The sequence below is a fragment of the Mesorhizobium sp. 10J20-29 genome (assembly GCF_054130485.1).
In genome coordinates this window covers 37,937-64,294 of the sequence record NZ_CP199156.1, presented here as the reverse complement: position 1 = coordinate 64,294, position 26,358 = coordinate 37,937, and the positions used below count along the sequence as shown (strand labels likewise).

Below are 26,358 nucleotides of genomic sequence, written 5' to 3'. Positions count from 1 at the left end.
CTCCATCGCCTCGGCGACGCCCATTGACCCGCAACCAGGAGAATGACCATGTTCAGCAAGCTCAGGACCGCCGCCCTTTCCGCCGTGATCGGTCTCGGCGCCATCGCCGCGATGCCGGCAGCAGCCCAGGCCGACGGCCTCTACCTCAACTTCGGCGGCAGCCACCGCGACGCCGGCGTCGGCATCTATGTCGGCGGCCGCGATGGCGCCCACTACCGCCACAACCGCTACGACCGCCGCGATTACCGCGCCTGCACGCCGCACCGCGCGGTCAACAAGGCCGAGCGGATGGGCGTTCGCCGTGCCCGCGTCGTCGAGGTCGATCGCCGTACCATCGAGGTGGCAGGCCGCAAGCACGGCCGCCGCGTCCACCTGACCTTCGGCCGCGCCGGACATTGCCCGATCGTTCGCTGGTAATCCGAACCGCCATCAGGCCAACAAGAAAACCCCGGAGAATCGCTTCTCCGGGGTTTTTTCTGTCTGGGGGCTTGGCCGCCGGCGGGACTGCTGCCCGGCTCGAAAAGCTATTTCAGCTCGAAAGTCATATTGACCTGCACATTGTAGGCATTCTCGCCGGCCTGTACCGGCACCGCGCCGGCGCGCGCATCGAAGGCCTTGGCCTCGATCGGCATCGGCTGGCTGTTGTAGGTCTGGTCCGAGATCTCCAGCACGCGACCCAGCTCGACGCCGGCGGCATCGCTCAGGGTGCGGGCCTTGGCCATAGCGTTCTCAACCGCCTTTCTGCGCGCTTCCTCAAGGACGGCCTTGGGGTCGTCATTGGCAAAGGCGATGCTGCCGCCCTGGTTGACGCCGAGCGATACCGCCTTGTCGAGCACCTCACCTGTCTTGACCAGGTCGCGGATGCGCACCGTCAGGGTGTTGGTCACCTGGTAGGCGACGAGTTCGGCCTCCTGGCTGCCGTCGGGCTTGTTGTTGTAGTTGTAACGCGGGTTGATCTGGATGCCGGCCGTCTGCAGGTCGCGGTCGGCGATGCCGAACTGCTTGATGGCCTCGATCACCTCGGTCATGGCGGCATTGTTGGCATCAAGCGCCTCGCGCGCCGTCTTGGCTTCGCGCATGACGCTTAGCGTCAGGATGGCGAGATCCGGCGCCACGGCGGCGGAGCCCTCGCCGGTCACCACGATGCGCGGGGTCGGTGCCGGTTCGGCGGCCTTGGCAAGGGTCGGCAGGGCGAGCGCGGCTGCGAGGCCGAGCGCGAGGATCGAACGTTTCATGAAGGTCTCCCGATGAAGTATCTGCACGGCGAATTAGCGCGCGATTGTGAATGGATTGCGGCGCTGGCGGCGATGCCATGCCGGTTCGCGGCTGTCCAGCCGGCTTACCTGAGGGGGCGCCCTGCCGGAAAACGGCACGCCGCCGTCGCCGCAAGCGAGGCAATCGCGCCCGCGCCTTGTGCCGACCGTCAAAACCCACTAATCAGCGCCGAGGCGGGCCTGTAGCTCAATGGTCAGAGCCGGCGGCTCATAACCGCTTGGTTGGGGGTTCGAGTCCCTCCGGGCCCACCATCCAGTCCTACTATTCGGGCCATTCTCGGTGCGTCTCTAGAAAGCTTCGTCTTTTCCGTGGCTTACAAGAATGTGTCCGGCAACACTTGGCAGAAAGTCTCTGACTTCCAGCACCGTGCCGGCAAATCGAAGGTCCGTCTCTAGTGGCTTGGTTTCGTTTCCAAACGTTTGGATAGGTGCATCGGCGCGATGGTCGGTAGATGCGCTCATGCGCAGGCAAGCAGATCCGACTGTTGCCGCCAGGCAGCCGGAAGGTCTGCCAGTCGGGAGAGGCGCTGCGCTGTAAGGCTGACTGGCTGGGTGCCTGCAAGGATGCCGTCAACGATCTTGGGCGACAGGAATGCGAGGGGGAGGATGCGACTCACTTCCGACAGCTCGACGCTTTCGGCCGTGGCGATGTCCGAGAGCGTTCTGCCCTGTCCATCATTGATCATGGCGAGGTAGCGGTGGGCCCTTAGAATGAGCTGAACGAGACCGGGATCGGGCTCGCGATGCGGATGAGAGGAATTGCTGACGACCAACCGCACCTCGACGCCACGGCGTTTTTGAGAGATCGGACATTCAACCCTGGCGATCACGTCGTGCTGAACAAGCGCATCGACAGAGGCATCGGTTGCCAATGCCGCGACCACCGCCGATCGGTCGACATCGATGGTGATCCATCCTGGCTTAAGGGTGATGCGCCTGATTACCTTGCGTAGGAGCTCCCGGCGGGCAGGGATCGGATCGGTTCTGAGCTGCGTCATGAGAATGCTGATCCGATCCAGCGCTGTCGCCAGGTTGGCGGTCGGTGCGAACTCCTGAATCCAATCAGCAAGTTGTGCGCGATCGTGAAGTATTTGATTCAGCTGATGCTCGACAACTGAATCAACTTCGTTTGCGGGCAATCGCCAGCCATCGGCGTTCTTCCTCCGGCCTTCCACGAGCGCCTTCGACACATAGTAGCGGTAGCGAACACCATTCTTGTTGGCATGAACGGCTCTGAGTTTCTCTCCGACTTCATCGTAGAGAATTCCAGTCAGCAGATGACCATCCGCCTGATTGGTTTTGCCTCTGCGATCTGGTGCCTGAGCCTTCAGCAGCAACTGTACTTCGTGGAAGACCGCCCCATCAATGATCGCCTGATGTTCGCCGTCGTAGATCAAGTCTCGGTGTCTGATGCTGCCGGCGTAGAGCGGGTTGGAGAGGAGGTGATAGAGGTTGCCGCGGCCGAAGGGTCGCGTCACGGCAACACGCCCGTCTTTCCTGATCGAGGCTCGTCCAGCAAGGCCATGTGCAGCAGCTTCCTCGACGAGGGCGCGGACCGACTTCAGATCAAGATATCTATCGAACAGCCAGCGCACGGTCTTGGCTTCTTCGGACTGCACGACCAGCTTCCGGTTCTCGACACGGTAGCCGAGCGGCACCACACCGCCCATCCACATGCCCTTCTTCTTGGAGGCCGCGATCTTGTCGCGGATGCGCTCGGCAGTCACTTCCCGCTCGAACTGGGCAAAGGACAAAAGCACATTCAGCGTCAGCCTGCCCATCGATGTCGTGGTGTTGAACTGCTGGGTAACCGATACAAACGATGCCCCGGCCTTGTCGAACACCTCGACGATCCTGGAGAAGTCGGTCAGCGACCGGGTCAGCCTGTCGATCTTGTAAACGACGACAACATCCACCTTCCTGTCCCGAATATCCCGCAACAGGCGATGCAGGGCAGGGCGCTCCATGCTGCCACCAGAAAAGCCCGGATCATCGTAATGGTCGGCAACAAGCTTCCAGCCGAGGCCGACCTGCGAAGCGATGAAAGCAGCGCATGCTTCCCGCTGGGCATCGAGAGAATTGAACTCCTGGTCCAGTCCTTCCTCGGTGGACTTGCGGGTGTAGATCGCACAACGCAGGCGAGGGGTGGCGGAGGCGCTCATAGTCCGAAGAACCTTGGACCCGACCAATGCGCGCCGGTGATGCGTTTTGCGATAGCCGACAGCGAACGATATATCTTGCCGTCGAATACAAAACCTTCCTCACCAACATCGATGACATGGGACCTGCCGTTCCACTCGCGCACAAGCCTTGTGCCAGGCCTGAGAGCTTGAGCCGGAATAGCTGTCTGATCGTGGCGCCCGGAAGAGGGGCGGGGCAGCGGCACATGATGTTCCGGACAAGTCGTATCGGAGGGTTCCCGAAGCGCACCCTTCCGGGAGGTCGCATGACGGTGCTGCTTCGCCCCATCCCGGATTGCTTTGCGAGCACCGGAAGATAGTCCGCCAAGAAGTTGTGCCTGTCGATGCCAGGCAGCCGCCCGCACGAGCAGGCCACGCTTTACGCCCTTGGGCGGCGGGCAGCCATATGCCTTGACCCAGCGAGCAACCAGTTCGTCGCGAGGGAGGTCGCCGAGTGCGGCGACCTCGTTCTCGATATCGTCTTCCATCAAGGTCGGGCCGTCACTTGCCCTTGGCACCATTGTCGATGCGGTAGTGGCGGACACCGTCCTTGCCGGTCTCACTGACAAGGTTCAGTGCAAGCCTCTTTTTCACCACCGCTGACAGAAAGCCGCGCACCGAATGCGCCTGCCAGCCTGTCGCTTCCATCAGGGTTTCGATAGTCACGCCTTTCGGCGACTTCAGTCTCTTCAGGACGATAGAGGCCTTTGTCTCGGCAGCGGGAGCCGGCTTGGCACCGGGCGCATTCTTCCCGACTGCATCGTTGCGCGGGACCGCGCCGGCTGGGTTATTTCGGCGAGGCTTCGCCTTGCCTTCGGTTCCAGGCAGCGCGCCGGAAACCGCAGCGGTTTCAACTGTCAGGGTTTCGTTGTTCAGGGCCATCATTTCTCTCCGTCATTTTCAGGACACCGGACAATCCGGCGCCTGTACTGACGAGAGCCCACCTGGTGGGGCGGGCGGAGAGATTAACCAAAGATCGCCGGCTCAATGCGGCCTGATCATCTCGGTCTGGCTTCCAAGGACAGCAATGCTTGGTTCGTCGGCGAAGTCCAGTGGAAATGGAGCGAGGGACTATTTTGCTGTTCCCGTAAAGCCTCGACGGTCGATGGGCCATGATAGCTGGAATGTCCAAAAGGGGGCCGAAAGCGGTTCGTCTGCTGCACGACATCGAACTTACAAAGCGGACATTTCAGTTCCTAAGGCCTGAATTCAACTCACTTCAGATATGCTGGTCTAGCGTCAAGCGTCAGCTTCCTCGCTTTTCTAAAGAGTTGAAGGAAATAATCCGCAAGACGCACAATTTCTTGGAAACAACCAATTTTTCATAGAACGCGACTTTCATATGGCGCATATCTATGGCGATAATTGCAAGTTTCGAGCGCTGCTATGAGACTGATAAAGCTCCAGATCGAAAACTTCCGATCCCTCAGGAACCTTGAGGTCGATCTCGAAGAGTATCTTTCGATAGTTGTCGGCAAGAACAATTCGGGGAAGACCTCGCTCCTGATTGCACTAGAACGTTTCCTAAGCAGCTCGAACACCAGTTTTGATTGTGATGATTTCAATCTGGAATTTCGGCAGCATGTCTTAGCATTGGCCGAGAACAAGATTCAGCCTAACGACCCGTATCCATTTTGTGGCATCAGGCTTCGCCTCTTCATCGAATATTCGGACGATGACGATCTGGGCAACGTCGGCAATAAGGTGATCATGGACCTCGATCCCGATAACAAGTGGATTGTCTTGGATTTTCTGTACCACCTATCATCCGAGGGTCTCGAAATCTTGCGTAGGGACTTCAAGGCTCATCAGGACAAGAAGAAGGATAAGGCGCAGGACGTTCTGAAATTCCTTCGCGAGAACCACAGGGAATATTTCAACGTCGCCAGGCGAACCGTTCAATTCGACCACGTTGCGCAGAAGGTGCAGGAGGACGTTTTTGTCGATCTCATAAAGGAATCGATCCGCATCGACGACATCATCTCCTTCAAACGCATCGCGGCGCGTCGCTCGGTTTCAAACAAGGAAACTGATAAGACGCTGTCGACGATGTCGTCGAAGATTTACTCTGCGATGTCCTCAGACGTAGGAGATGAGGATGTTTTCGACGCGTTCAAAGAAGCGCTCAGCAATACGGACGTCCAACTCGACGCCATCTATGACAAACTTTTCAAAGAGGTCATCGACGATGTGAGGCAATTTGGCGGCGTTAAAGAGGGCGATACACAGCTTAAAATTAGGTCCACATTGCAGCACCGTGAGTTACTCGAGGACAACACGACCGTCATGTACGGACAGGGAGTAGAACTGGTTGTCCTGCCTGAGAGTTACAACGGATTGGGTTATCTAAATCTGATTAGCATCATCTTCGAAATCAAGATCATCCTCAATGAGTTTAGGCGAGGAAATAAGCCAAAACCCGCCGACATCAATCTTCTGTTCATTGAAGAGCCCGAAGCACATACGCATCCGCAGATGCAGGCGATCTTCATCAAGAATATCAAAAACCTCGTTGGGCGGTCTATTTCGAACGCGGATGGCATCAAGCGTCCGCTGCAGACAATTCTCTCGACGCATTCGGCACATATCGTGGCCGAGTCTGATTTCGACGACATCAAGTATTTCAAGAAATCCGGCGGCACCACCGTGGCTAAGGGACTGCGCGACTTGCACGCTATGTACAAGGCCTCGGGCAAAGATGGGCATTATACATTCTTGAGGCAGTACCTGACTCTCCATCGTTCGCAGCTTTTTTTTGCTGACAAGGCGATTCTGGTTGAGGGCGACACGGAGCGAATTCTTCTTCCTGCGATGATGCGCAAAATCGATCAAATCGACGAAGCGGACGCGTTCGTAGAGGCTAAGATCGCACCACTACCTTTGATGTCGCAGAACATCTCAATAATTGAGGTCGGTGCGCACTCTCAGATTTTTGAGATCTTCCTAGACTTCATTGGCGTGAAAACGCTCATCATCACCGACTTGGATTCCGCCGTCGAGAGTCAGCGCATGAAAGACGGGAATCCGGTCACAAACAAGAAGGGGCAACCGGTTGTTGATATAGTTGCCCACCCAGTGGACGGCGGAACCCACACGACCAATGCTGCTCTAAAAGTCTTCTTCGGAGTGGGCTCCGCTCTTGCATACTTTCTGGGGCTGGCCGTTGAACAAAAGACCGTCAAGAAGAAGCCCGACTCCTTGTGGGCCGCCGACCTCGCTGGCGAAGTCATGTGCGCTTACCAGGTCACGGAGACCAACACCGAACACGAAACTTACTGCGCTCGGAGTTTTGAGGACGCGTTTTTCCACGTAAATCGAGCGTTCATGACATCGGCCAGCGCGGTGGCTGATGATGATGAATTGCCGAAATTCCCGAGTCTCAAACAAGGTGCACTGGCCGAGTTCATCGGCGGGGGCGGGCCAGATGAAATGGCTAATAAAGGAATTGATAAGAAGCCCTCCTTCGCTATCGAGATTCTGCTCAACAGCCAAACAACTCTGGCGACAAAGACAAACAATGACGGCCAGGCAAAGGAATTCACGCTGGAATTCAGCAACTGGAACATTCCGAAATACATTCACGAAGGTCTAAGATGGATCAAGGTGGGCTAAAGCTGGAGCCTGAGGTCGAGCGAGTTCTCAAGTGCGTCGCCGACGGGAAGGACTTTCTGCTAAGTGGTGGAGCAGGGAGCGGAAAAACGTATTCCTTGGTCCAGGTCATTGGAGAACTGCTGCGGACCCAGCCAAGCGCGTTCATTGCTTGTATCACCTATACCAACGCTGCGGTCCGTGAGATCGAGTCTCGGGTTGCAAACGAGAGACTGGCCGTAAGCACCATCCATGATTTTCTATGGGCGGCCATTAGCCCGTTTCAGGCCGAGTTGCGCCTAGTTTTGATCGATTTGATGACGGGAGATAGCCCTCAGATCAAGCCGGGAAGCACAGCGGTTTCTGCTGGGATGTATGACAGCAAATCGATTGAATACAAGGAATTCAGAATACTAGGCGAGGGAATCATTTCCCACGACGAGGTCATCGTTCTCGCCCATAGTTTGTTCGAAAAATATCCGAAAATACGGGAAATCCTTCGAGACCGTTATCGCTACATTTTGGTTGATGAATACCAGGACACTGCGCCCGGCGTCATCAAAATCCTTCTTGATTTTCTGCCGTTGGCCCACAGGAAAGGTGTCTGCGGCTTCTTCGGTGACAGCATGCAATCAATCTACGATGATGGTGTTGGATCGATCAAGGACTATGTGGCGGCTGCCTCTGTGGCAGAAGTCCAAAAAGTCCAGAACCGCCGGAATCCTCGCCTCGTTTTCGAGCTTGCGAACCGCTTGAGATCAGACGGGATCGTGCAGAAAGAGTCTGCCGACGAAAATGCTCCGAATATGCAAGGCGGTGCCGTAAAGGATGGATCAATTCGATTTTATTATGCGGCGGACGGAAGCGACAAACTCGATGCCGTGCGGAAAAACCTCGGATGGAACTTCAACGAGGTCGCTGAGACCAAAGAGCTGAACCTCACACACAATTTGATCGCGCCTCAGGCGGGGTTCGGTGATCTCATGGAAATCTACGATAAAGACGGAGTGCTCAAATTCCGCGACAGGCTGGTCAACCATATCAAAGGCGGCGATGACCTCACGAAGTACGATGCCGACACGTTCGGCGAGGTCATGGCCAAATTCCCAGGAGTGACACCGACGCCAGGGATGAAGCATTTCATCGACACCCACCCGGATTGGCTGAACGATGCGAAGGGCTGCAACTTCCTGGTATTCAGGCGCATGTATGTAGATAAGGACCAGCTTGTCGACGACAAGAAGCAGTCGGAGGAAGAGGTCGCACGCAAGGGCTCGCAACGATGCCCGTTCATCAAGCACGTTTTCAAAGTCTTGGACGTTGTTCACCTCTATAAGCACCGGAAATGCAACGAGTTTCTAAGGCGCACTGAGTTCACACTTGGATCAGCAAAGGACAAGGTGCGACTCAGGGAATGTATCGACGAAATCGGTGAAATGAGCGACCGTCCAATCGTCGAAGTCATAGATTACGCCGATAAACATGGACTGGTTCGCAAGGACGACGCTTTCACCAATTTTATGATCCGCAAGCCCTACCTCTTCAATCGCGTAACGCAGGTAAAGTGCGCATCGTATTTGGCGCTCTACGAGTATCTCGAAGGCCGAACAACCTACTCAACGCAGCACAAAATTAAAGGACGAGAGTTTGATCGTGTCCTCGTCGTTTTGGATTCTGGGGGGTGGAACAAGTATAATTTCAACTACCTGTTCGAGGGTAGCGGGACTGACTCCGTCCGCGAGCGCACGGAAAAACTGTTCTATGTCTGCTGCACGCGATCGAAAGACTCGCTTGCGGTGTATTTTCGGGACCCTTCCTTGAAGGTCATCGCAAGAGCGAAAGAGTGGTTCGGCGACGGAAATGTCATCGCTATCTGATCATTTTGTCGCAGGATGATCACTCGCTACGCTGATCAGGTGAAACTCATTCTGTTGGAGAGATATCCTGCATAGGTCGGCGCGACAGATGAGCATCAGTATTTTCGTGCCGCCTTTTTTGCGACCGTATTGGAGCTTTGTAGAAGTGGCGAGAACGGATGTCCGCTTTCAGGAATTTGAAGGGATAGCCGCGACGACCAGAATGAGGGCGCATAGCTGTCCGAAAGACTCAGCATCCGGAACCCGCAGAAACTCAAAGCGATTCGCTCGAGTATGTTTATCTCTCGACAATAAGCGGTAATGCGCCCCTTCCAGAGGCAAAGCGGCTCTTTATTTCCCTAACGAAAAGGGGTCGCCTTGCGTGCATTGCTGGTCTTGCTTGCAGTGCTTGGACTGTTGGCCAGTTAGATCATGTAGTCGCCACCATTGACATTGAGGCTCGCGCCGATGAAGTACGAGCCTTCGTCTGAGGCGAGCAACAAGAACACCGGCGCGACTTCGGAGACTTCCCCGAAACGTCCGATTGGCAGTTCAGCCTTCTTGCGAGCCAGCCAGTCGGCCGGCAAACCATCCAGAAGCGGCGTGTTTATCGGCCCGGGGTTGACCGAATTCACTGTAATGCCGTCCTGAGCCAATTCATATGCGAGCGATTTAGTGAAGCCCATGATGCCGGCCTTCGCCGCGCAGTAGTGGGTCATGGTGCCCGCGCCCTTGTGTCCTAGCTGCGACGACAGATTGATGATGCGTCCCCACTTCTTCCGACGCATGGACGCGATTGCCTCGCGGGAGCATAGGAAGGTCCCTCGCAGGTGAACCGCGATCATGCGGTCCCACATTTCCGTGCTCATGGATTCGAGTTCCGACGTAGTGTCGATGCCCGCGTTGTTGACGAGAATGTCGATATCACCGAGCGCCGAAACGGTTTCGGCAAAGGCAGCCTTGACCTGTGTTTCGTTGCTGACATCGGCTGCCACGGCTGCCGTCTTGCCGCCATGGATCGCGATTTCGTCGGCCACGGCCTGCGCCTTGGACCGGTCAAGATCGAGGATCGCGACCGATGCGCCTTCGCGCGCGTAGAGATTGGCCACTTCCCGCCCGATGCCGCTCGCGGCGCCGGTGATCAGTGCGACTTTGCCGTCTAGCTTTCCCATCGTGCTCTCCTGCATTGAGACAAATTATGGACGCAATGTTTCCGCGGGCACGCCGGCGCCGAGGATGCGCTCGACCTCGCCCTGAAACTGCGCAAAATAGTCAATCTCGTCCTCCATGCGCGCCACCTCCTCATGCCGATAGCAACGGACGAGATGCTGAGGCGCAAGTGTTTCGATCGGCGGCATGGCCGCGCGGCACTGATCGACAGCCAGCGGACATCTTCCCGCGAGATAGCAGGCCTTAGGAAGGTTGATGGGGCTGGGAATCTCGCCCTGCAGACGGATGCGGCTCTGTCTCTTGATCCGCGGATTGGGCAAAAGGACGGACGAGAGCAGAGCAACTGAATACGGGTGACTGGGGCGCGCGAAGAGTTTGATCGAGGGTCCCTGCTCCACAACTTGTCCGAGATACAGAACGGCGACGCGGTGGCTGATATGGCGGACGGCAGACAAGTCGTGACTAATGAACAGATAGGCGGTCCCGAGATCGCGCTGAATGCCGATAAGTAGATCGATTATCTCTGCGCGCGACGTAGGATCAAGCGCCGAGGTCGGTTCGTCGAGCACCACGACTTTCGGCTCGGAAATCATCGCTCGGGCCACGCCCACTCGCTGCTGGAGGCCCATACTGATTTCGGCCGGATAGCGTTCGAGCAGATTCTCCGCCAGCCCAACGCGCCGGGTTGCTTGCCTGACCCTCCGCTCCCGGTCCGCACGATTCATCTTCAACGCGCGCAAAGGCTCGTCCATCAGTTCGAACAGCCTAAGACGCGGATTGAGCGACTCGGCCGGTTCTTGGAAAACAAGCTGAAGCTTGCCGCGTAGTTCGGGCGAGCGGATGGTGAGCGCCGCTCCCAGGTCCCGACCCTGAAACGCAATCCGGCCCGAGGTCTGTCGGATCAGTCCCAGCACGCAGCGGCCAATCGTCGTCTTGCCCGACCCCGATTCGCCAACCAACGCTAGCGTTTCTCCCTCCTTTAGGGACAGTGACACGCCGTTTACCGCCCGAACCACCGACGCGGAGCCGGCTATGGGGAAGTGCTGAACAAGATCTTCGACTTCGAGAATGTTCAAGGCTCTCGCTCCACCGGATAATGACACCGGACGAAATGCCCCGGCTGAAGTTCTCGCAGATTCGGATGGTCCTGCACGCAGCGGTTCTGGACTCGCACGCAGCGGTTCTGAAAGGGACATCCCACGAGGCTCGGGGTGCTATCGCTCTGTGGCTTGTCCTCGCCTAGCCAATAGCGTCGAAGGCGCTCGTTGTGGGCGAACGCGGCCAACAGAAGCACCGTGTAGGGGTGTTGCGGATTGTCGAAAAAGCTCTCACGTGGCGCGATTTCGACGATTTCTCCTGCATACAGGATGGCAATACGGTGACAGTAATGCGCGGTAATGCCGATGTCGCGCGTAATGAACAGCATCGATGTGCCGCGATCGATGACCAGTCTGCTGATAAGGTCAAGAACTTGGGCCTGCACAGTGACGTCGAGGCCGCTCGTGGCGTCGTCGGAAATGATCAGTTTCGGCGAGCAGGCCAAGGCGATGGCGATGACGACGCGCTGAGCCATACCACCGGACAACTCATGCGGATAGGCGTTCAGCCGGCGCTCGGGATCCGGAATGCTGACCTGAACGAGGAGGTCCAGAACGCGCTGGCGTATCTGACGGCGGTCGAGCCCAAGATGGTGGCGAAGGATGTTACCGATCTGCTGGCCTACGGTCTGCAGTGGATCCAGCTCGCCGCGCGGGTTGGAGATGATCATCGCGATCTCCCGGCCGCGTAGCTTTCGCAATTCTTCGCCTTCGAGGGTAGCCAGGTCGGTTCCGTCGAAGCGGATCGAGCCGCCGGTGACTTTGCCGGGCTGCGGAATGAGTCGCATCAGCGCCCTGGCCAGCATGGTCTTGCCGGACCCCGATTCCCCCACGAGGCCCAAAATCTCTCCCGGGTTCATCACAAGTTCGATCCGGTGCAGAACCTCAGCGTCATCCTCGCCATAGCGCGGGAAAGCAACTGACAGGTCATCGATCTCAAGTATAGGCGTGACCGGAACATTCCCGTGGTTCTCGGCCGCGGCTTTCTGGGCATCATCGGTCATCATCGCGTCCTCGGATCGAGGGCGAAATAAATCAGGTCCACGAGCAGATAGATGACCAGCGACAAGATGGCCGAATAGAGAACGAAACCCAGTACGGGATTGAGGTCGGCGTTCAACACGCCCTGAACCGCATACTGCCCGGCGCCGCCCCAACTGAAAACGATTTCCACAAGCACAGCACCGCCGATCAGAAATCCGTAAAGTACGCTAACGATGGTTATGATCGAGGGCAGAGAATTACGCAGCGCTTTTCGCGCAACTACCCTTGGCGGCAGGCCGCACATTTCCGCGTACCGGCTAAAATCGGCCTCCAGCATGCGTTGCATCGTGGATTGGGTCATCTTGAGGATCGGCGCGGCGTTGATCAAGCCGAGGGTGAGCACGGGTAGCACAAGATGGCCGGCCGCGTTTCTAAGCGCCGGCCAATTGCCCGCGATCAGGCTGTCGATCAGCAGGGACCCGGTCACAGAGACCGGGGGAACGACGGTGAAATCGATACGACCGAGCGGCGCAGGAGCGATACCCAGAATCGTGTAGAAAATGAAGATCAACACTAGCGCAAACCAGAAGTCAGGCAGCGCGCCGGCGAGCAGGCCATAGTAGTCCGCGATCTTGCGCAATATGCCACTCTTGTTGCGGGCTCCCGCTACGCCGAGCGGTAGTCCGATGAGCAGCGCTAGCAGAAGCGACAGCGTTACCAGTTCCAACGTGGCGGGGAAGCGTTGCGCAAGATCGCTGGTCACCGGCATTGTGGTTTGCCAAGAGTTGCCAAGGTCACCGTGTAAGACCCGCCACAGATAGATGCCGAATTGCTCAAAGATCGAACGATCGAGACCGAGTTCTGTTCGCAGCCGAATCAAACCGTCGTCGGTGGCAAAGGGCCCAAGCATTAGTACGGCTGGGTCGCCGGGTATCAGCTTGACCAGTAGAAAGCTGACAAACAAGATGCCCACGAGCTGGGGCGCGACAAAGATTAGTCTGCGTCCGATGTAGGCAACAACTCGCATAGCTTGCTATCCCTTCACCGCCGTTGTCGCTGTCGGGATTTTTCGCCGCCGCTGCAACTCCCCGGCAATGGACCGGCGGCGGGCGGGGTCGGCGAGAACCTCAATGCTGGAGCCGATCAGAGAGAATCCGAAAATTGTCAGGGCCAGCGCTAGTCCCGGGAAAATTGACGACCACCAGTGCCCGGTGATGATGTTCTGATACCCCATGGCGATCATGCTCCCCCATTCCGGCGTCGGCGCTTCGACGCCTGCGCCAATGAAACTCAGCGCCGCGGTGAGTAGAATTGCCCAGCCGGTGTTGACCGAAAGCTGGGCCAGGACCGGAGCAATGGCATTGGGAATGACATGCCGAAGAAGAATTTTCAGATCGGAAACGCCCGCAATGTATGCGGCCTCGACATAACGCAATCGCCTCACCGAGAGAACTTGGCTGCGCATTAGGCGCAGATAGATCGGCGCATTCACAAACGCCACCGCCATCACAATGCTTTGGAGGCTTTGCCCAAGCACGGCCACGACGGCAATTGCAAAAACGAACACCGGGAATGCCTGAAGAACGTCGGAACTGCGCATAATGAGACCCGAAAAGAACGTTCCCATGCCACGCCTAGTCTCGTAATAGCCGGCCAGAGCGCCAAGAACCGAACCGATGACCGCTGAAATGACCGTGCCCAGCAATGCGATCGTTAGGTCGATGCGAGGCGCGTAGATGACACGGGAAAAGATATCCAGACCGATGGCGTCAGTGCCCATAATATGAGGCCATCCAGGGGGGCGCAGAAAGTCAGCTGGACTGGCTTGCACGGGATCGAATGGCGCGATCAGCGGGGCAAAAACTGCAAGCAGCAGGACGACACCCACGATACCGTAACCAAGCGCGAAATGCGGTCTGGCTCGCAGCACGGCAAGAAAAAAGCCGAACCGTCCGGAAGTGGATTGCTCCACTTCCGGACCAGCTTGGCTACTCAAGGAACCAGGCCCTTTGTCTGGCTCGGTCACTTAGGCTCGCTCAACGTTCGAAGTCTTGAAAGCGTACGTTATTAGACGTGTAGTAAGTCCATCCTTTAAGGTCGGCCTTCCGTGCCATCGTATAATTTGGATAAGCAATGAAAGCCCAAGGGGCTTCGTCCATAATGATCTTCTGAGCCTCCTTGGTCTTGGCCAGCCGGACATTGTCATCGGCAGTCGCGGCGGTTTCAGCCAGCAAGCGGTCTACGTCGGCATTGGCGTAGTTACTGTAATTAACGTAGCTCTTGCTGTCGAAATAAAGGGTCAGCGAGTAGCCTGGATCCGGGCACCACGGGCTGTCGACATAGAAGATCATCGGCTGCTTGCGATCGGTGACGAAGTTGTAGAATGAGCCGGCGGGCACCTTCTTCAACTCCAATTCGACCCCAATCTTGCGCAACGCCGACTGATAGATGATGGCGATTGGCTCTTGCACCGGATCGCCGGCATTGTAGGCAAGCGTCGTCTTGAAACCGCTACCTTGCCCAGCTTTCTCGAGCAGCTCTTTGGCTTTGTCCAGATTGTGATCGTAGTTGTAGTACTCTCCCGCAAACCCCGGATAGATGTTCGGCATGCAACCGTTGAGCGGGCTTGCCAAGTCCTGATATACGGCTTTGATCACTTCTTGCTGAGGGAAGGCGTAATTCATGGCGCGCCGCACATCGACATTGTCGAAGGGCGCTATCGCGGCATTGAGCTCGATCCAGATCATGAACGAGGCTGGAACCGTCTCCACCGCGACATTGGCTGCATTTTTCAGGCTGATGATCTCAAGTGGCTGCAAATACTGGGCAATATCGACCGCTCCACCCTGGAGCAACTGTACACGCGAGCCGGAGGTGGGCACTTCCTTGAGCACAACTGTGTCGATTGCAGGCTTACCGGCATAATAGTCCTCGCGCGCCTGGAAAACGGCCTGCTGTCCGCGCACCATCTGTTGCAACCGATAGGGCCCGAAGCCGGCGCTTTCGTTTTCGAGGAACTTTCGCGCCCAGGGATCTTCGGTTCCGCCTTCCTGCTGGCATTTCACGCTGTCATATACGGGCGTGTACAGGTTAGTGTGAATCTTCAGCAGCAGCGGATTGGGTTCATCGACGTTGAACGAAACAGTGTATTTGTCTTCGACCCGGACGTCTTCTGGGCGCTTGAGGCCGCTCACGGCAGTATAGAATGCGCCGAGGGCACCCAATTCGAAGGCGCGATTCCAAGTCCAACGCACATCTTCGGCGGTCAGTTCATTCCCCCAGTTGCTCATGACGCCCTGACGGAGCTTGAAAACGACACGCTTTCCACCCGGATCGAGTTCCCAGCTTTCGGCAAGTTTTCCGTACATGTTGACGCCGCCAGGCTTATCGGGAGCGTAGGCGATGTCTTCTCGCCGCGCCGACGGGGTCTCGGGGTCGGCGATCTTCTCAAAGCCGAGCAGCCCATCATAAAGCGCCGCGATGGCCTCGAAAGTGCCGAGGCTGACGTCAAAATTGCAGTCGAGACTTTGCGGAGTTGCAGGAGCTGCGATGACGAGCGTCGATCCCGCTTGGGCCATAGCGCTGGACATGCCCAGAATTTTCGGCATCGCGGCAGCGGCCGCCATGGAAGATGTAACCTGGATGAAGTTGCGACGGTTCAGGTGGCCAAACGACGGAAAAAGAAATTTTGACATTGTTTCCTCCCTGGGTGAGACACATCGATGGAAGTGTCACCACGCTGTCCAATCATCATAGCGGCAAGAAGGCGCAATCGTGAAATAAGAATTCTGAAGGAATTGATCCGAATCTCGTATCAATTTGTAAATCGTTCCAGATCAAGGAATCCTAAGGGCGGAGATCTCGATATACTTCAATAGTTTTGGGCTGGAGGCTAGATTGACACGCCTTTGAAACAAAGATGCCTATTCGATCGCCTTACCTTGCGGCAAACGTCATTCATCGGGAAACCTGGTGCCTGCAATAGCAGGAAAGCCCCTCACTCCTGCTGTGAGCATAGTCGGTTGGAGACTGGACGCCTGACTATCCGGCACTACATTTCAGATTTTTCCGGTCGCGTTGCAAATCTTCGCATCCAACCAAAGTCTCGAGACGACGACAGCAGGGCTCCAGCGCGACGTTGCTACCTTGAATTCTCTCGACGTAACGGAATCAATCACAAGTCTTTAAAAAATCGGCGTGTCGACAAATGCTGAAGGCCGTTTATTCCATTGCCGTGTCTGCTCCAATTCGCGTCCAATCTGTAGAAGAGTTGCCTCGTCTCCGTAACGAGCCACTATCTGTACGCCGATCGGAACGCCATTTTTTCCTTGAATCGCCGGCACTGACATGGCTGGCAGACCTGCTATATTGAACGCAAACAGAAATGCTCCGTCCTGCCAAAGAGAAAGATAGCGCCCCCGGTCGCCTTCCTCCATCGACCAGTAGCCGAGAGGCCGGGCTGGTTGGGTCAAGGTTGGCGACAGGAACACGTCGAAGCCGTCCAGTTCCTGACAGATCTGCTGACCGGCCTTTCGAACAGCCGTTATGCTGTGGGCATACTGAACCGCCGACAGCGTTCGCCCATACTGAAGCTGGGACCAGTTGAACGGCGCTAAGTCACTCTGTTCGACCGGACGTCCCACAACTGGCGCAAGGCGATCGAACTCAGCGGCCATTTCCGTCGCGCAAATGTCGTTATAAGTCCACCAAGCCGCTTCGATGTCAGTCTTCAATGAATAGGGCTCGACGCGATGACCGAGTTCCCTTAGCAACGTGGCAGTGGAAACCACGGCTTGCTTGACCTCGGGCGCGAGCGCAGCGCCCCAAGGCGCGTCTAGGTCAAAGCCAATCCGAAGCTTTCGCGGACGATTATCAAGTAGGGACAACCAGGTTCGATCCGGCTGTTGGATCGTATAGGGGTCGCCGCTCAGCCCGCCCGCCGTAACATCGAGAAACGCAGCACTGTCGCGGATGGTCCGGCTTACGCAGAATGTCGAGATGCTCCCGAACCACAGATCGACATCGGCAGGCCCGTAGGTAATGCGACCTCGGGAAGGCTTGAGACCTACTAGACCGCAGCACGATGCGGGCGCGCGAATGGATCCTGCGCCGTCCGATGCTTCTGCCATCGGAGTCATTCTGGCAGCCACTGCCGCGGCGGCTCCACCGCTCGAACCGCCCGGCGTTACGGCCGGGTTCCAGGGATTGAGCGTTGGTCCATAATGACGCGGCTCCGTGCCGAGCGACCAACCGCCTTCCGGCACGTTGGAGCGGCCTATGATCACGAAACCAGCTCGCTTGATCCGGCTCACCATCTCACTGTCGTAATCGCAGACAAAATCGCCGAGGTAACCATAGCCGGCCGTGAGCGGCATGCCGCGACACATCGAGCCAATGTTCTTGAGCAGAAAGGGCACGCCGCTGAAGTGGCCTTTATTGGCTCCACGCGCCGCCGAGTCCCTTGCTTCTGCAAATGAACGAATGACGACTGCGTTCAATCTCCGATCGAACGACTCGATGACGCTGATGGCAGCTTCGACAGCCTCGGAGGCCGAAATCGCGCCACTTGCGATATGTCCCGAAAGCGCGGTTGCATCGCTGTCACAATACAGATCGACGATGTCTTTGGTGACCCGTGTCATGGTCGTCCCTGATTCAGCCGCTGCCTTGACTCAATGGCTAACCATTCTTGGTTCCAAGCGCTGCATGGTTCTCCCTCGATCTTATGCCCCTGGCAATTTCGACTAGACGCTCCACTCGCGACTTCTCGACTGAATTCCACCACACCCCATCCGCCTTCAAACTGGAGCCGACGATTGCGCCGTCTAATAGTGGAAGAATATGCTCAGCATTGGACACTGTAATGCCGCTGCCCGCGATGACTGGGAGACTGCTCCCCTGGCGGATTGATGCGATTTCTGCGTCGGGAACGGAATCGCCTGTTCGGTTGCCGGTGGCGATAGCCACATCGGCGTCGTAGAATTCGACATCGCGTGCTTGCTCCGCGATGGAGCGATCATCGACGATAGCGTGTGATCCGTGTTTGACATGCACATCGGCGAAAATCGCCACGTCATCGGCATCGATCATACGGCGGTAGCGCAACGCCCTCGCGCTCTCCCCTTCGATCATACCTTCGTTGCTGACATAGGCATTGACCCATTGGTTCACTCGCACGAAACGCGCTCCGCTCGCCTTGGCGATCGCCAGCGCCCCGATCGATCCGTTGGCGAGAAGATTGATACCGACGGGGACCGCGACAGCCTCGCGCACGGCCTTTGCTACAATCGCCATTGCCGCCACGATCTCGGGTCCAATCTCCCCGGGCTTGAGGAAAGGAATGTCGCCATGGTTCTCGACGATTACGCCGTCCATCCCTCCTTCGGCATAGGCCAACGCGTCGGTGATGGCGCGTTCAACGATCGCTCCGATCCCTCCGCCGGCATAGCGTGGCGTACCCGGCAATGGAGCCAGATGAATGTTTCCGATGAGCGGTTTCGGCGGGCCGAACAACCGATCGAGGGGAGAACGTTTGGCGGGTGACACGATCATTACTACTCCGGTTTTGGATCAGGTTAGGACTACATCAACTGTCGGCGACGATCATGCGCGCCAAGACCTCGCGAAGTCGGGTCTCTCTTTCCACAGGGTCGGGCTGGCACGTCGCCAGCGCCCCGCAGGCCTCGACGACATAGGAGGCGGAAACGGTGCCCATCGCAGCGCATTCAGCCAGCGGTCGGCCGGCGACAAGCCCAGCGATGAAACCGCCGCAATACGCGTCTCCCGCACCCGTGGTGTCGACCATCTCGACGGGCAGCGCCGGAACTCGGATTATCCGTCCCGAGCCGGCCTCGCACACGACGGAGCCACGCTCACCCAGCTTGGCGACCATGTGGCACTTGTGGCGCAGGGCGTTCGATCTCAGCCAGGCCTCGATGTCCGTTTGTTGCCAGATTCTGCGGATTTCGGACTCGCTCGGCATGAAGGCCGTTAGATGCTGGAGGAAGGAAAGGTCTTCGTAGAGTCGCGCTTCAATGAATACGTCCGACAGGATGTCCATCGTGACGATCGGCTTAGATGGCAAATGTGACAGGCCCTTCGCGTTGGAGAGTGATCCGGCGGGGCTTTGGGGAGCAACGTGGAAACCTTTGGCGCTCTTGTAGACCTGTGGCAGCGGTCTGCGTTCGCTATCCATCTCTTCTGCAGTCGAAGATGAAAGCTTGGGGATTTGCTGCTTGTGGATTTCACTTTCGTGAAGCAACCATAGTTCGAGACCGTTACCCTCGCTGCACGTCACGCCGTTGGTGTCCAGGCCTCGGGCGCCAGCCTGCCGGAGGAAGCCGTCAAAATAGGGGCCGCCGCATACCGAGTTCACGCCGACTCCGCCGGCAAATATCTGCGCGCCGACCGCCGAATACAGCGCACCCCCTCCTAGAACATGCTGGCGGCACGAACCGTCGGTCAGGACGATGTCGTCTACGGTCAACCAGCCCACAGTGACCACATCAATCATCCGAAATCCTGACGCCGGCGAAGGTCTACAAGAGCGGACCTCAAAACCGAGACATAAACGAGGGCTTTCGAGAGACCGACGATGTCGGACAAGTTGGCGGAAGGCTCCGAGCGGTCGAAATGGCGGTTGAACCCTGGAAAGCCAAGGAGCAGAATGTTGGGCGTCTTAAGCAATACGCTCACATCGTCGCTTCTCGACGTATAGGCATTGTTCGATTCTTGAACCGAGAGACCAAGCATCGCCAGTCGATCGGACCATTGGCGGGCCAGAACGTAGAGATCCGGCGGGGTGACGGCGCCACGTGCCAAGCTGGAAAACTCGGACAGCACAGCGCCTCGTCCTAGCCGCGTCGTATTAGACGGTCCGTCTTCACCCGTAGAAGACTGCTGGCCGCCGGCTTGCTGCATGTCCGCCACTATTGCGAGATCGGGCGACGGCAGGCGTGCAACGATGCGCGATCCCCCGCGCCCCATCACCTGGCTGCCAGAGCCAGGTGGACCTTCTTCCTCGTCGGGGAAGGCCAGCATAGCGTCGATGCCAGCCTCCGCGAGAACCGGCGCCGCTACGGCGAGAGCCGCCGCCCCTCCAGCGTTGTCAAGATGGCCAGTCACTATTCCGTCGGCGGCGACGCGTAAGGCCGACCTGGGTGACACGCGGTCTCCCGGACGCAATTCTTCAGCTCCGTCGACGGGTAGAAAGTAAGGCGTGCCCGCCTCCGAAACGAGCGATCCTTGCGCGCAAATCAGGTACCTGTTCGCGTCCATATCGTAGCGAAACGCCACCGCATCGCGGATGCCGTCCCCGATGAGGTGATAGCAGAACGGAACGAGAGGATACCGCTGTCCTTCGCGTGATCGCAGCAGATAGCTGATCGTGTCGAGGTGGGCGAAGTACCACAGTCGTTTTTCGGGACCGTTTTCGCCGGTCAGCATGACCGTGCTGCCGGTGTTTGCAAAGTTGGCATCGAGCGTGAGCCGCGACGTCCCCAACGCACCGTCCGAACTAAGAAGACCGCGCAGCAGCGGCGCCCGAATGGTGCTGGCGGCAGTAGAGGGGGCCGGCGCATCAGCTAGCGCGGTGAGGTAGTGCAGCACGCGCTCCCGGGTAATGTGAGCCTCTACGAGCGGACGCAGAGCATCCAGCGTGGCAAACGGATCGCCGGATTCCGCAATCGGCCCGCGAGGAGATTGTTGCACGATCATACCGCTAGCTACGCCCTGCCTGAGCGGGTCATAATGAAAACCGCAACGACGATGAGCGCACCCTTGAAAAGCTGTTGCACGAACGGGTCGATGCCCGTGAGATTGAGGATGTTGGCAAGAACGCCGATGATCAGGGTTCCAACAAACGTACCAAACACCGAGCCCGTGCCGCCGAAAAGCGAGGTGCCACCGACCACGACTGCAGCGATCGCGTCGAGTTCGTAGCCTTGGCCCGCAATAGGAGTGCCGACGCTGAGCTGCGATGCGTAGACGAGGCCCGCCAGTCCCGACACGCCGCCAGAAATTACATAAACAATGGTGATGTAAGCGCGCACGGGAACCCCGGACAGGCGGGAGGCCTCCTCGTTCGACCCGATAGCGTAGATACTCCTGCCGAAAGGGGTCAGGGTAAGAACGATGCCGCTAACTGCCAGCACCGCCATCAGGATCAGAGACGGGATCGGAACGCCCAGCAGATAGCCGTTCCCCAGATCGTAAAAGGACTCGTTGATAATCGGGATCGGGGTGCCGCCCGTGAAGATGAAGGCCAGGCCTCGAGCGAACGAAAGCATTCCCAGCGTCATGATGAACGGTGGAATGCGCGCATATGCGACTCCAATTCCATTGACCAGTCCAGCCGCCATGGCAGCGGCCAGACCGACCGGAATGGCGACCTGCATGGGATAATTCTCCAGCAGTCCGGCGAACAGTACGACCGACAGTCCGAGAATGGATCCGACCGATAGATCTATGCCCCGGGTGAGGATTACGAAGGTCATTCCTAGCGCTAGGATGCCCACGATCGCCACCTGTCGCAAGACATTGAGCAGGTTCGGCACGGTCAGGAAATAGTCCGACATGAAGGTGGCCACGATGACAAGAAGGACCAGCGCCATCAGCACGCCGACGCGTCGCCAGACCGCAGCAAACATGGCGATGTTCGTCGGCTTTACTCGATCGGTCATGGTCAATGACGTCCTGGATAATTTGTCTCACCGGCCAGCGCTGCGGCGCGCATGATGCTGGTCTCGGTCGCCTCCTCCCGCGAGAGCGAGGCTGCGATTCTTCCGCCCCTCAAGACGACGACGCGATCCGACAGGCGCAGGATCTCTTCCATCTCGGAGGAAATGAGAATCACCGCGACACCGCTGGCGACCAGCTCTTCGATGAATCCGTAAATCTCGACCTTGGCGCCTATGTCGACGCCGCGCGTGGGCTCGTCGAATATCAGGATCTTCGGTGCCACCGCCAGCGCGCGCCCGATCAGCACTTTTTGCTGGTTGCCGCCGCTGAGAGTCTGGATTTGCGCCTCCATTCCCGAAAGTCTTACGTCCAAGCGCTCGATGATTTGGCCAACATAGGATTTCTCCAGACCCAAGTTTAGGAAACCTGCTCTGCTGAATCGAGAAAGGTTGGAGATCGTCGCGTTCTCGCGCACTGGACGGTTTGGAAGCAGCCCGTAGGCCTTCCGGTCTTCCGTCACATAGGCGATGCCGAGCCGTGCTGCTGCCTGTGGGCTGGAAATGCGCGCCTTGTGACCGAAAACCGTTATCGATCCGGCATCGATCTTGGCAATTCCGACGATGGCCTGTGCCACTTCGGATCGGCCTGCTCCGACCAGCCCCGCCAGACCAACAATCTCTCCTTGGCGCACCGAGAAAGTCACGTCTTCGAAAACGCCCTTCACCGTCAATCCCTCGATCTCCAGGGCTGGTTCGCCAGTGTTGCGAACGTGAACCTCGTGCGAGGGGAACTCGCGGCCAATCATCTTTCCGACAAGCCAGTCTTGGTCGATATCCTTAACGAGGCTGATTCCGGTCCTAGAGCCGTCGCGCAAGACCGTGACCCGGTCGGCGATGCGGAAGATCTCCTCGAGATGATGCGAGATAAATATTATGCCTAGGCCTTCGCCCTTGAGTCGTGCAATCAGCGCGAACAGCGTGTCCACCATTGGCTCGTCGAGAACCGCAGTCGGTTCGTCGAGGATGAGAACCTTGGCTTCGAGCGAGATCGCTTTTGCGATCTCTACCATTTGTTGTTGGGCAATGCTGAGCTTGCCCACCGGCTTCTTCTGGTCGATGGAAATCTCAAGCCTGTCGAGCAGATCGCGAGTCCGCAAGCGCATCGCGGAGCGATCGACCGTACCGAACGGAGTCTTGGGAAAGTGGCCGAGGAATATGTTTTCTTCGGCCGAAAGATGTGGAGCTAGGGCCAACTCTTGGTGGATGACCACGATACCTTGACTGAACGCATCGCGGGGGGAGTTGAGACGAATCTCGCGGCCGTTGATTAATAACCGGCCAGCATCCGGCTGGTGAACGCCCCCGAGCACCTTAATAAGCGTCGACTTTCCGGCCCCGTTCTCGCCCACAATTGCGTGAACCTCGCCGGAGCGGACCTCAAGGTCGACATCTGAGAGAACGGTGTTCCCGGAAAACAACTTGCCGAGTCCCCGGACCTCGATCAGCGCACTTTCCCCCTCAATGGAATTGGAATTGGCGAGGGCGTTGCTTGCCATGACGGTCCGGGGTCCTTGCTTTGCTATCTCTATTTGCAGGGATTGGGCGTGGGCTCGAAGTCTCCCCATCCGCGTCCAATCCATTCATCGGCGTTTTCGGAAACAACGGTCGGGCTGTCAGGCAACTGTAATTGCTGGCCTGGCTGCTCATAGGCCTGCTGTCCGGGTATTTCCTTGCCCATCAGTGTGTAGATTACCGCACGAAGGCCGATGTCGGCGATAAATGGTGTGTAGTTGCCATCGGCGCTAAAGGTGCCCGCCTTCACCGACTTAAATCCGGCATTCGATCCATCGAACGTGTAGTGGCGAATGTTGTCCTTGCAGCGGTCGGCCCGAGCGATGGCAAGCTGCGCACCCCACGAGGATTCCTCAGCATGAGAGAACACTGCATCGATCTCGGGATTGGCGGTCAGGAAATCCTCCATCAGCTTGACCGCAGGATCGCGGATCCATTGACCATCACCAACTGCGAGCACCTTGATATCCGGATATTTTTCCAGAACGTTCTTCATGCCTTGGTCGCGGTCAACGGCCGGCGAAGAGCCTTTCAGGCCGGTAATGGCGACGATGTTCCCCTTGCCGTTGAGATCCTTGGCCATGCGCTCGGCGACTTGCTCGGCCATTGTCACGTTGCTCTGGCCGATGAAGAGTGTTTTCTCGCTCGGCACGTCCCGATCCATCACGACCAGAGGAAGTCCGGCATCCATGACGGCGCGTGCTGCCGGAACGAGGGCTGCCGATTCCACCGGGCTCAGCAGGACCCCGTCTACGCCGCGGGCAAGGAGATCGCGAACGTCGTTGCTCTGCTTGGCCACGTCGACATTACCGTCGAGGACGATCAGCTTGATGTTGGGATGGCGGCATGCCTCGGCCTGCAGGGCCTCCAGCATGGACACCCGCCAAGGGTGGTTGAAGCCGGTCTGCGAAAAGCCAATCGTGAGGTCTTTCGCCTCGCCATTTATCGAAACCGGCCCCTCCTCCAGCGGCAAGACGTCGGTGAAGGGCAGCTTGGCGTAGAACTCGCCGAGTTCGGCGCAGGTTTTGCCCGAAATCGGCTGCTTTTCCTGCGCCAGCGAACTCGAAACAGGCACCAGCGCCAGTAGCGAAAGCGCGACAAGTGTTTTTCTAATCACTATGTTCTCCTCTCATTTGCTTCATTTTTATTTCAGATATTTCAGCTCTTCCCGACGCGAACTGTCCTCATGCGGCTACCTTTTCAAATTATCTTCCCGCCGCCCCGACGGTCGGTCTGTCGGCCAACCAATGCACGAGATTGAGCCAAAGCCGCGCATAGCCGACCCAACCGACGAATTCGGGCGGGCCCCAGTGCGGACCGCAATCGGATGAGAAGACTGCGGTGCGACCGCTTTCGAACTGCCTGACTGCGATCAACGGATCGTCGCCTGCCGTGGCGACCAGGCGCCCCTCGGCCCGCATGACGGACCGGTTGTAACCGAGAAGATGCGGCCAGTCCGATAGACCCGAAACCACAGGGTGCCCGGGCTCGGTGATCGAGGGAAAGATACCTTGGGGTTGCTCTTGGCGGTCGTCCGATGCAAGGAGCGAGATCGGCAGCATGTCGTCAACTGGAGTACCGAAATAGTTGCCTTTGGCTTGGATGCCCTGGAAGGTGAGATAGCCTCCGATCATTAGAAATCCGCCGCCCTGCCGAACGAAACTGGACAGTAGTTCAAGTCGGTTGGGCGTCTTTTCCGATCGCACGAACGTGCGCTCTGGCAGCAGCAGCGTATTCGCGCCGATGTCACTCAGGATGACCACATCGAAAACGCGCAGATCGTCGATGGTTGAAGGGAAAATGTTGGTCGCGATGTGCGACGGTTGATAGGTCACGTCGACGCCGCCTGACCGGAGTGCGTCAATGAGCTCAGTCCCGCCCTCGTGATAGGAAGACGTCTCGAACGAATCGAACCCCTTGGTGTGGATGCATTGCGTAAACCAGGATTCCCCCGCAAAAAGCACTTTCAGTCGGTCACCCATGGACAGGTCCCATTTCGAGAGTACGGCCGTGGAATTCGCATCGACATCACCGACAATCCGCCAGGGGCGGCCTCGGTCCGTCTGCAAAGACTGGCAGAAAGGCCGCATTGACGCAAGTGTCATGACGTTCGTACGTTATGTCGAAAGAACGGAGTGTTCCCTGCATGCCGAAGAAATGGAATAAGCCGCTTCCCGGGGACAGCCCCGTTCCGCTCTGGTTTCAGATCGCGGAGCGGTTGCGGACAGCAATCAAGGAAGGGCAGTTCCGTGCTGGCGATACGCTGCCGTCCGAAGCCCAGCTCAACCGTACGTTCGGCGTGAGCCGGGCGACGTCTCGCTCCGCACTTGACCATCTCGAGCACGATGGATTGATCACGCGCCACTCCGGCAAGGGCTCCATCGTGATCACCCCACGCGTCGACCAGCCTGCCACCGAGATGGCGGGATTTGCTGAGGACATGCGCCACAGGGGGCTTCGCCCGTCCTATGAAACCCACTTTGTGGGACCGGTGGCTGCTCCGGCCGAAGTCGCGGAAGCTCTGGCGGTGAAAGTGGGCTCGCCTGTGTACCAGTCGAAGCGGCTGCTTAAGGCCGACGAGCTTCCGATCGGCTTTGCGGTTTCCTGGCTTTCGCCCGGCCTGTTTCGCAACGTCGAGCCGCCGACGGCTGCCGAACTCGACCGCGGATCGCTTTATGATTGGCTCGCGCGGCAGTGCGGCGTGAGGATCACGGCCGCTCGTGAATTCATCGAAGCGGCCATAGTCGAGAAGGCTATGGCCAACGAACTCAGGGCCAAACCCGGATCGGCCGTTTTGATCGCGCGGCGTCTTTCGCGGGGTGCGGACGGTCTGCCGGTCGAATATGCGGTTCTACATTTTCGTGCCGACCGCTACCGGTTTCATCTGGAGGTTAACCGGTAATGACGGCTTCACCGCCGGGCACGTCACAGGTACGTTTGAAGCAGCGGAATGGATCGTG

22 protein-coding genes and 1 tRNA gene are annotated in these 26,358 nt (G+C 57.8%); 5 read left to right on the top strand and 18 right to left on the bottom strand.

Going from position 1 to position 26,358, the window contains the following annotated elements:
• Positions 1-48: 48 nt before the first annotated feature.
• A complete protein-coding gene (locus tag ACT2BZ_RS00275; protein ID WP_457938435.1) occupies positions 49-417 on the top strand; it encodes a hypothetical protein in 369 nt (122 codons plus the stop codon).
• A gap of 107 nt (positions 418-524) precedes the next feature.
• Here the strand turns inward: ACT2BZ_RS00275 and ACT2BZ_RS00270 are convergent, their stop codons facing one another.
• Entirely contained in the window at positions 525-1,235 is a 711-nt protein-coding gene (locus ACT2BZ_RS00270) for an SIMPL domain-containing protein (protein WP_457938434.1), read from the bottom strand.
• A 215-nt stretch (positions 1,236-1,450) separates the two neighbouring features.
• Here ACT2BZ_RS00270 and ACT2BZ_RS00265 point away from each other — a divergent pair.
• A tRNA-Ile gene (locus ACT2BZ_RS00265) sits at positions 1,451-1,526 on the top strand.
• A gap of 206 nt (positions 1,527-1,732) precedes the next feature.
• Here the strand turns inward: ACT2BZ_RS00265 and ACT2BZ_RS00260 are convergent.
• The 3 genes from ACT2BZ_RS00260 to ACT2BZ_RS00250 are packed head-to-tail and all read right to left on the bottom strand — an operon-like array spanning position 1,733 to position 4,339.
• The gene (locus ACT2BZ_RS00260) at positions 1,733-3,436 is read right to left on the bottom strand and encodes a recombinase family protein (RefSeq protein WP_457938432.1); all 1,704 of its coding nucleotides are present in this window, start codon (positions 3,434-3,436) and stop codon (positions 1,733-1,735) included.
• Positions 3,433-3,942: a DUF2924 domain-containing protein gene (locus ACT2BZ_RS00255; protein WP_457938431.1), complete on the bottom strand. Its 510-nt coding sequence runs from the start codon at positions 3,940-3,942 to the stop codon at positions 3,433-3,435. Before ACT2BZ_RS00255 ends, ACT2BZ_RS00260 begins: the two co-directional genes overlap by 4 nt.
• A 13-nt stretch (positions 3,943-3,955) precedes the next feature.
• Positions 3,956-4,339, bottom strand: a complete 384-nt coding sequence (locus ACT2BZ_RS00250; RefSeq protein ID WP_457938429.1) for a DUF3489 domain-containing protein — start codon at positions 4,337-4,339, stop codon at positions 3,956-3,958.
• A 501-nt stretch (positions 4,340-4,840) separates the two neighbouring features.
• On the opposite strand from ACT2BZ_RS00250, the gene ACT2BZ_RS00245 reads away from it, so the two are divergent.
• Entirely contained in the window at positions 4,841-7,066 is a 2,226-nt protein-coding gene (locus ACT2BZ_RS00245; RefSeq protein WP_457938428.1) for an ATP-dependent nuclease, read from the top strand.
• Positions 7,048-8,919 carry a UvrD-helicase domain-containing protein gene (locus ACT2BZ_RS00240; RefSeq protein ID WP_457938426.1) on the top strand — a complete coding sequence of 624 codons (1,872 nt, stop codon included), beginning with the start codon at positions 7,048-7,050 and terminating at the stop codon, positions 8,917-8,919. The genes ACT2BZ_RS00245 and ACT2BZ_RS00240 overlap by 19 nt, the downstream gene beginning before the upstream one ends.
• Before the next feature lie 404 nt (positions 8,920-9,323).
• Here ACT2BZ_RS00240 and ACT2BZ_RS00235 read toward each other — a convergent pair whose 3' ends face one another.
• The 14 genes from ACT2BZ_RS00235 to ACT2BZ_RS00170 form a co-directional block, all read right to left on the bottom strand.
• Positions 9,324-10,070: an SDR family NAD(P)-dependent oxidoreductase gene (locus ACT2BZ_RS00235; RefSeq protein WP_457938425.1), complete on the bottom strand. Its 747-nt coding sequence runs from the start codon at positions 10,068-10,070 to the stop codon at positions 9,324-9,326.
• 24 nt (positions 10,071-10,094) lie between these two features.
• Positions 10,095-11,144, bottom strand: coding sequence for an oligopeptide/dipeptide ABC transporter ATP-binding protein (locus ACT2BZ_RS00230; RefSeq protein WP_457938423.1), 1,050 nt, complete (start codon positions 11,142-11,144; stop codon positions 10,095-10,097).
• Positions 11,141-12,172, bottom strand: coding sequence for an ABC transporter ATP-binding protein (locus ACT2BZ_RS00225; RefSeq protein ID WP_457938421.1), 1,032 nt, complete (start codon positions 12,170-12,172; stop codon positions 11,141-11,143). The genes ACT2BZ_RS00230 and ACT2BZ_RS00225 overlap by 4 nt, the downstream gene beginning before the upstream one ends.
• Positions 12,169-13,176 carry an ABC transporter permease gene (locus ACT2BZ_RS00220; RefSeq protein ID WP_457938419.1) on the bottom strand — a complete coding sequence of 336 codons (1,008 nt, stop codon included), beginning with the start codon at positions 13,174-13,176 and terminating at the stop codon, positions 12,169-12,171. The genes ACT2BZ_RS00225 and ACT2BZ_RS00220 overlap by 4 nt, the downstream gene beginning before the upstream one ends.
• A gap of 6 nt (positions 13,177-13,182) precedes the next feature.
• On the bottom strand, positions 13,183-14,175 hold the full coding sequence (locus ACT2BZ_RS00215; protein WP_457938418.1) for an ABC transporter permease: 993 nt from the start codon (positions 14,173-14,175) through the stop codon (positions 13,183-13,185).
• A gap of 10 nt (positions 14,176-14,185) precedes the next feature.
• Positions 14,186-15,844, bottom strand: coding sequence for an ABC transporter substrate-binding protein (locus ACT2BZ_RS00210; RefSeq protein WP_457938416.1), 1,659 nt, complete (start codon positions 15,842-15,844; stop codon positions 14,186-14,188).
• 489 nt (positions 15,845-16,333) lie between these two features.
• Positions 16,334-17,791 (bottom strand): amidase, encoded by a 1,458-nt coding sequence (locus tag ACT2BZ_RS00205; RefSeq protein ID WP_457938415.1) that lies wholly within the window; start codon positions 17,789-17,791, stop codon positions 16,334-16,336.
• 37 nt (positions 17,792-17,828) lie between these two features.
• Positions 17,829-18,701, bottom strand: a complete 873-nt coding sequence (locus tag ACT2BZ_RS00200) for a BtpA/SgcQ family protein (RefSeq protein ID WP_457938414.1) — start codon at positions 18,699-18,701, stop codon at positions 17,829-17,831.
• A 34-nt stretch (positions 18,702-18,735) separates the two neighbouring features.
• Positions 18,736-19,662: a carbohydrate kinase family protein gene (locus tag ACT2BZ_RS00195; protein WP_457938413.1), complete on the bottom strand. Its 927-nt coding sequence runs from the start codon at positions 19,660-19,662 to the stop codon at positions 18,736-18,738.
• On the bottom strand, positions 19,659-20,864 hold the full coding sequence (locus tag ACT2BZ_RS00190) for a hypothetical protein (protein ID WP_457938412.1): 1,206 nt from the start codon (positions 20,862-20,864) through the stop codon (positions 19,659-19,661). The genes ACT2BZ_RS00195 and ACT2BZ_RS00190 overlap by 4 nt, the downstream gene beginning before the upstream one ends.
• Before the next feature lie 8 nt (positions 20,865-20,872).
• Entirely contained in the window at positions 20,873-21,829 is a 957-nt protein-coding gene (locus ACT2BZ_RS00185; RefSeq protein WP_457938411.1) for an ABC transporter permease, read from the bottom strand.
• Positions 21,830-21,831: 2 nt separating this feature from the next.
• Positions 21,832-23,382, bottom strand: a complete 1,551-nt coding sequence (locus ACT2BZ_RS00180) for a sugar ABC transporter ATP-binding protein (RefSeq protein ID WP_457938410.1) — start codon at positions 23,380-23,382, stop codon at positions 21,832-21,834.
• 29 nt (positions 23,383-23,411) lie between these two features.
• Complete coding sequence (locus ACT2BZ_RS00175; protein WP_457938409.1) at positions 23,412-24,515, bottom strand: substrate-binding domain-containing protein; 1,104 nt, start codon at positions 24,513-24,515, stop codon at positions 23,412-23,414.
• Between the two features lie 88 nt (positions 24,516-24,603).
• Entirely contained in the window at positions 24,604-25,380 is a 777-nt protein-coding gene (locus tag ACT2BZ_RS00170) for a glutamine amidotransferase (protein WP_457938407.1), read from the bottom strand.
• Between the two features lie 164 nt (positions 25,381-25,544).
• Between ACT2BZ_RS00170 and ACT2BZ_RS00165 the strand changes: the two genes are divergently transcribed.
• Positions 25,545-26,300: a GntR family transcriptional regulator gene (locus tag ACT2BZ_RS00165; RefSeq protein ID WP_457938406.1), complete on the top strand. Its 756-nt coding sequence runs from the start codon at positions 25,545-25,547 to the stop codon at positions 26,298-26,300.
• Positions 26,301-26,358: the final 58 nt, after the last annotated feature.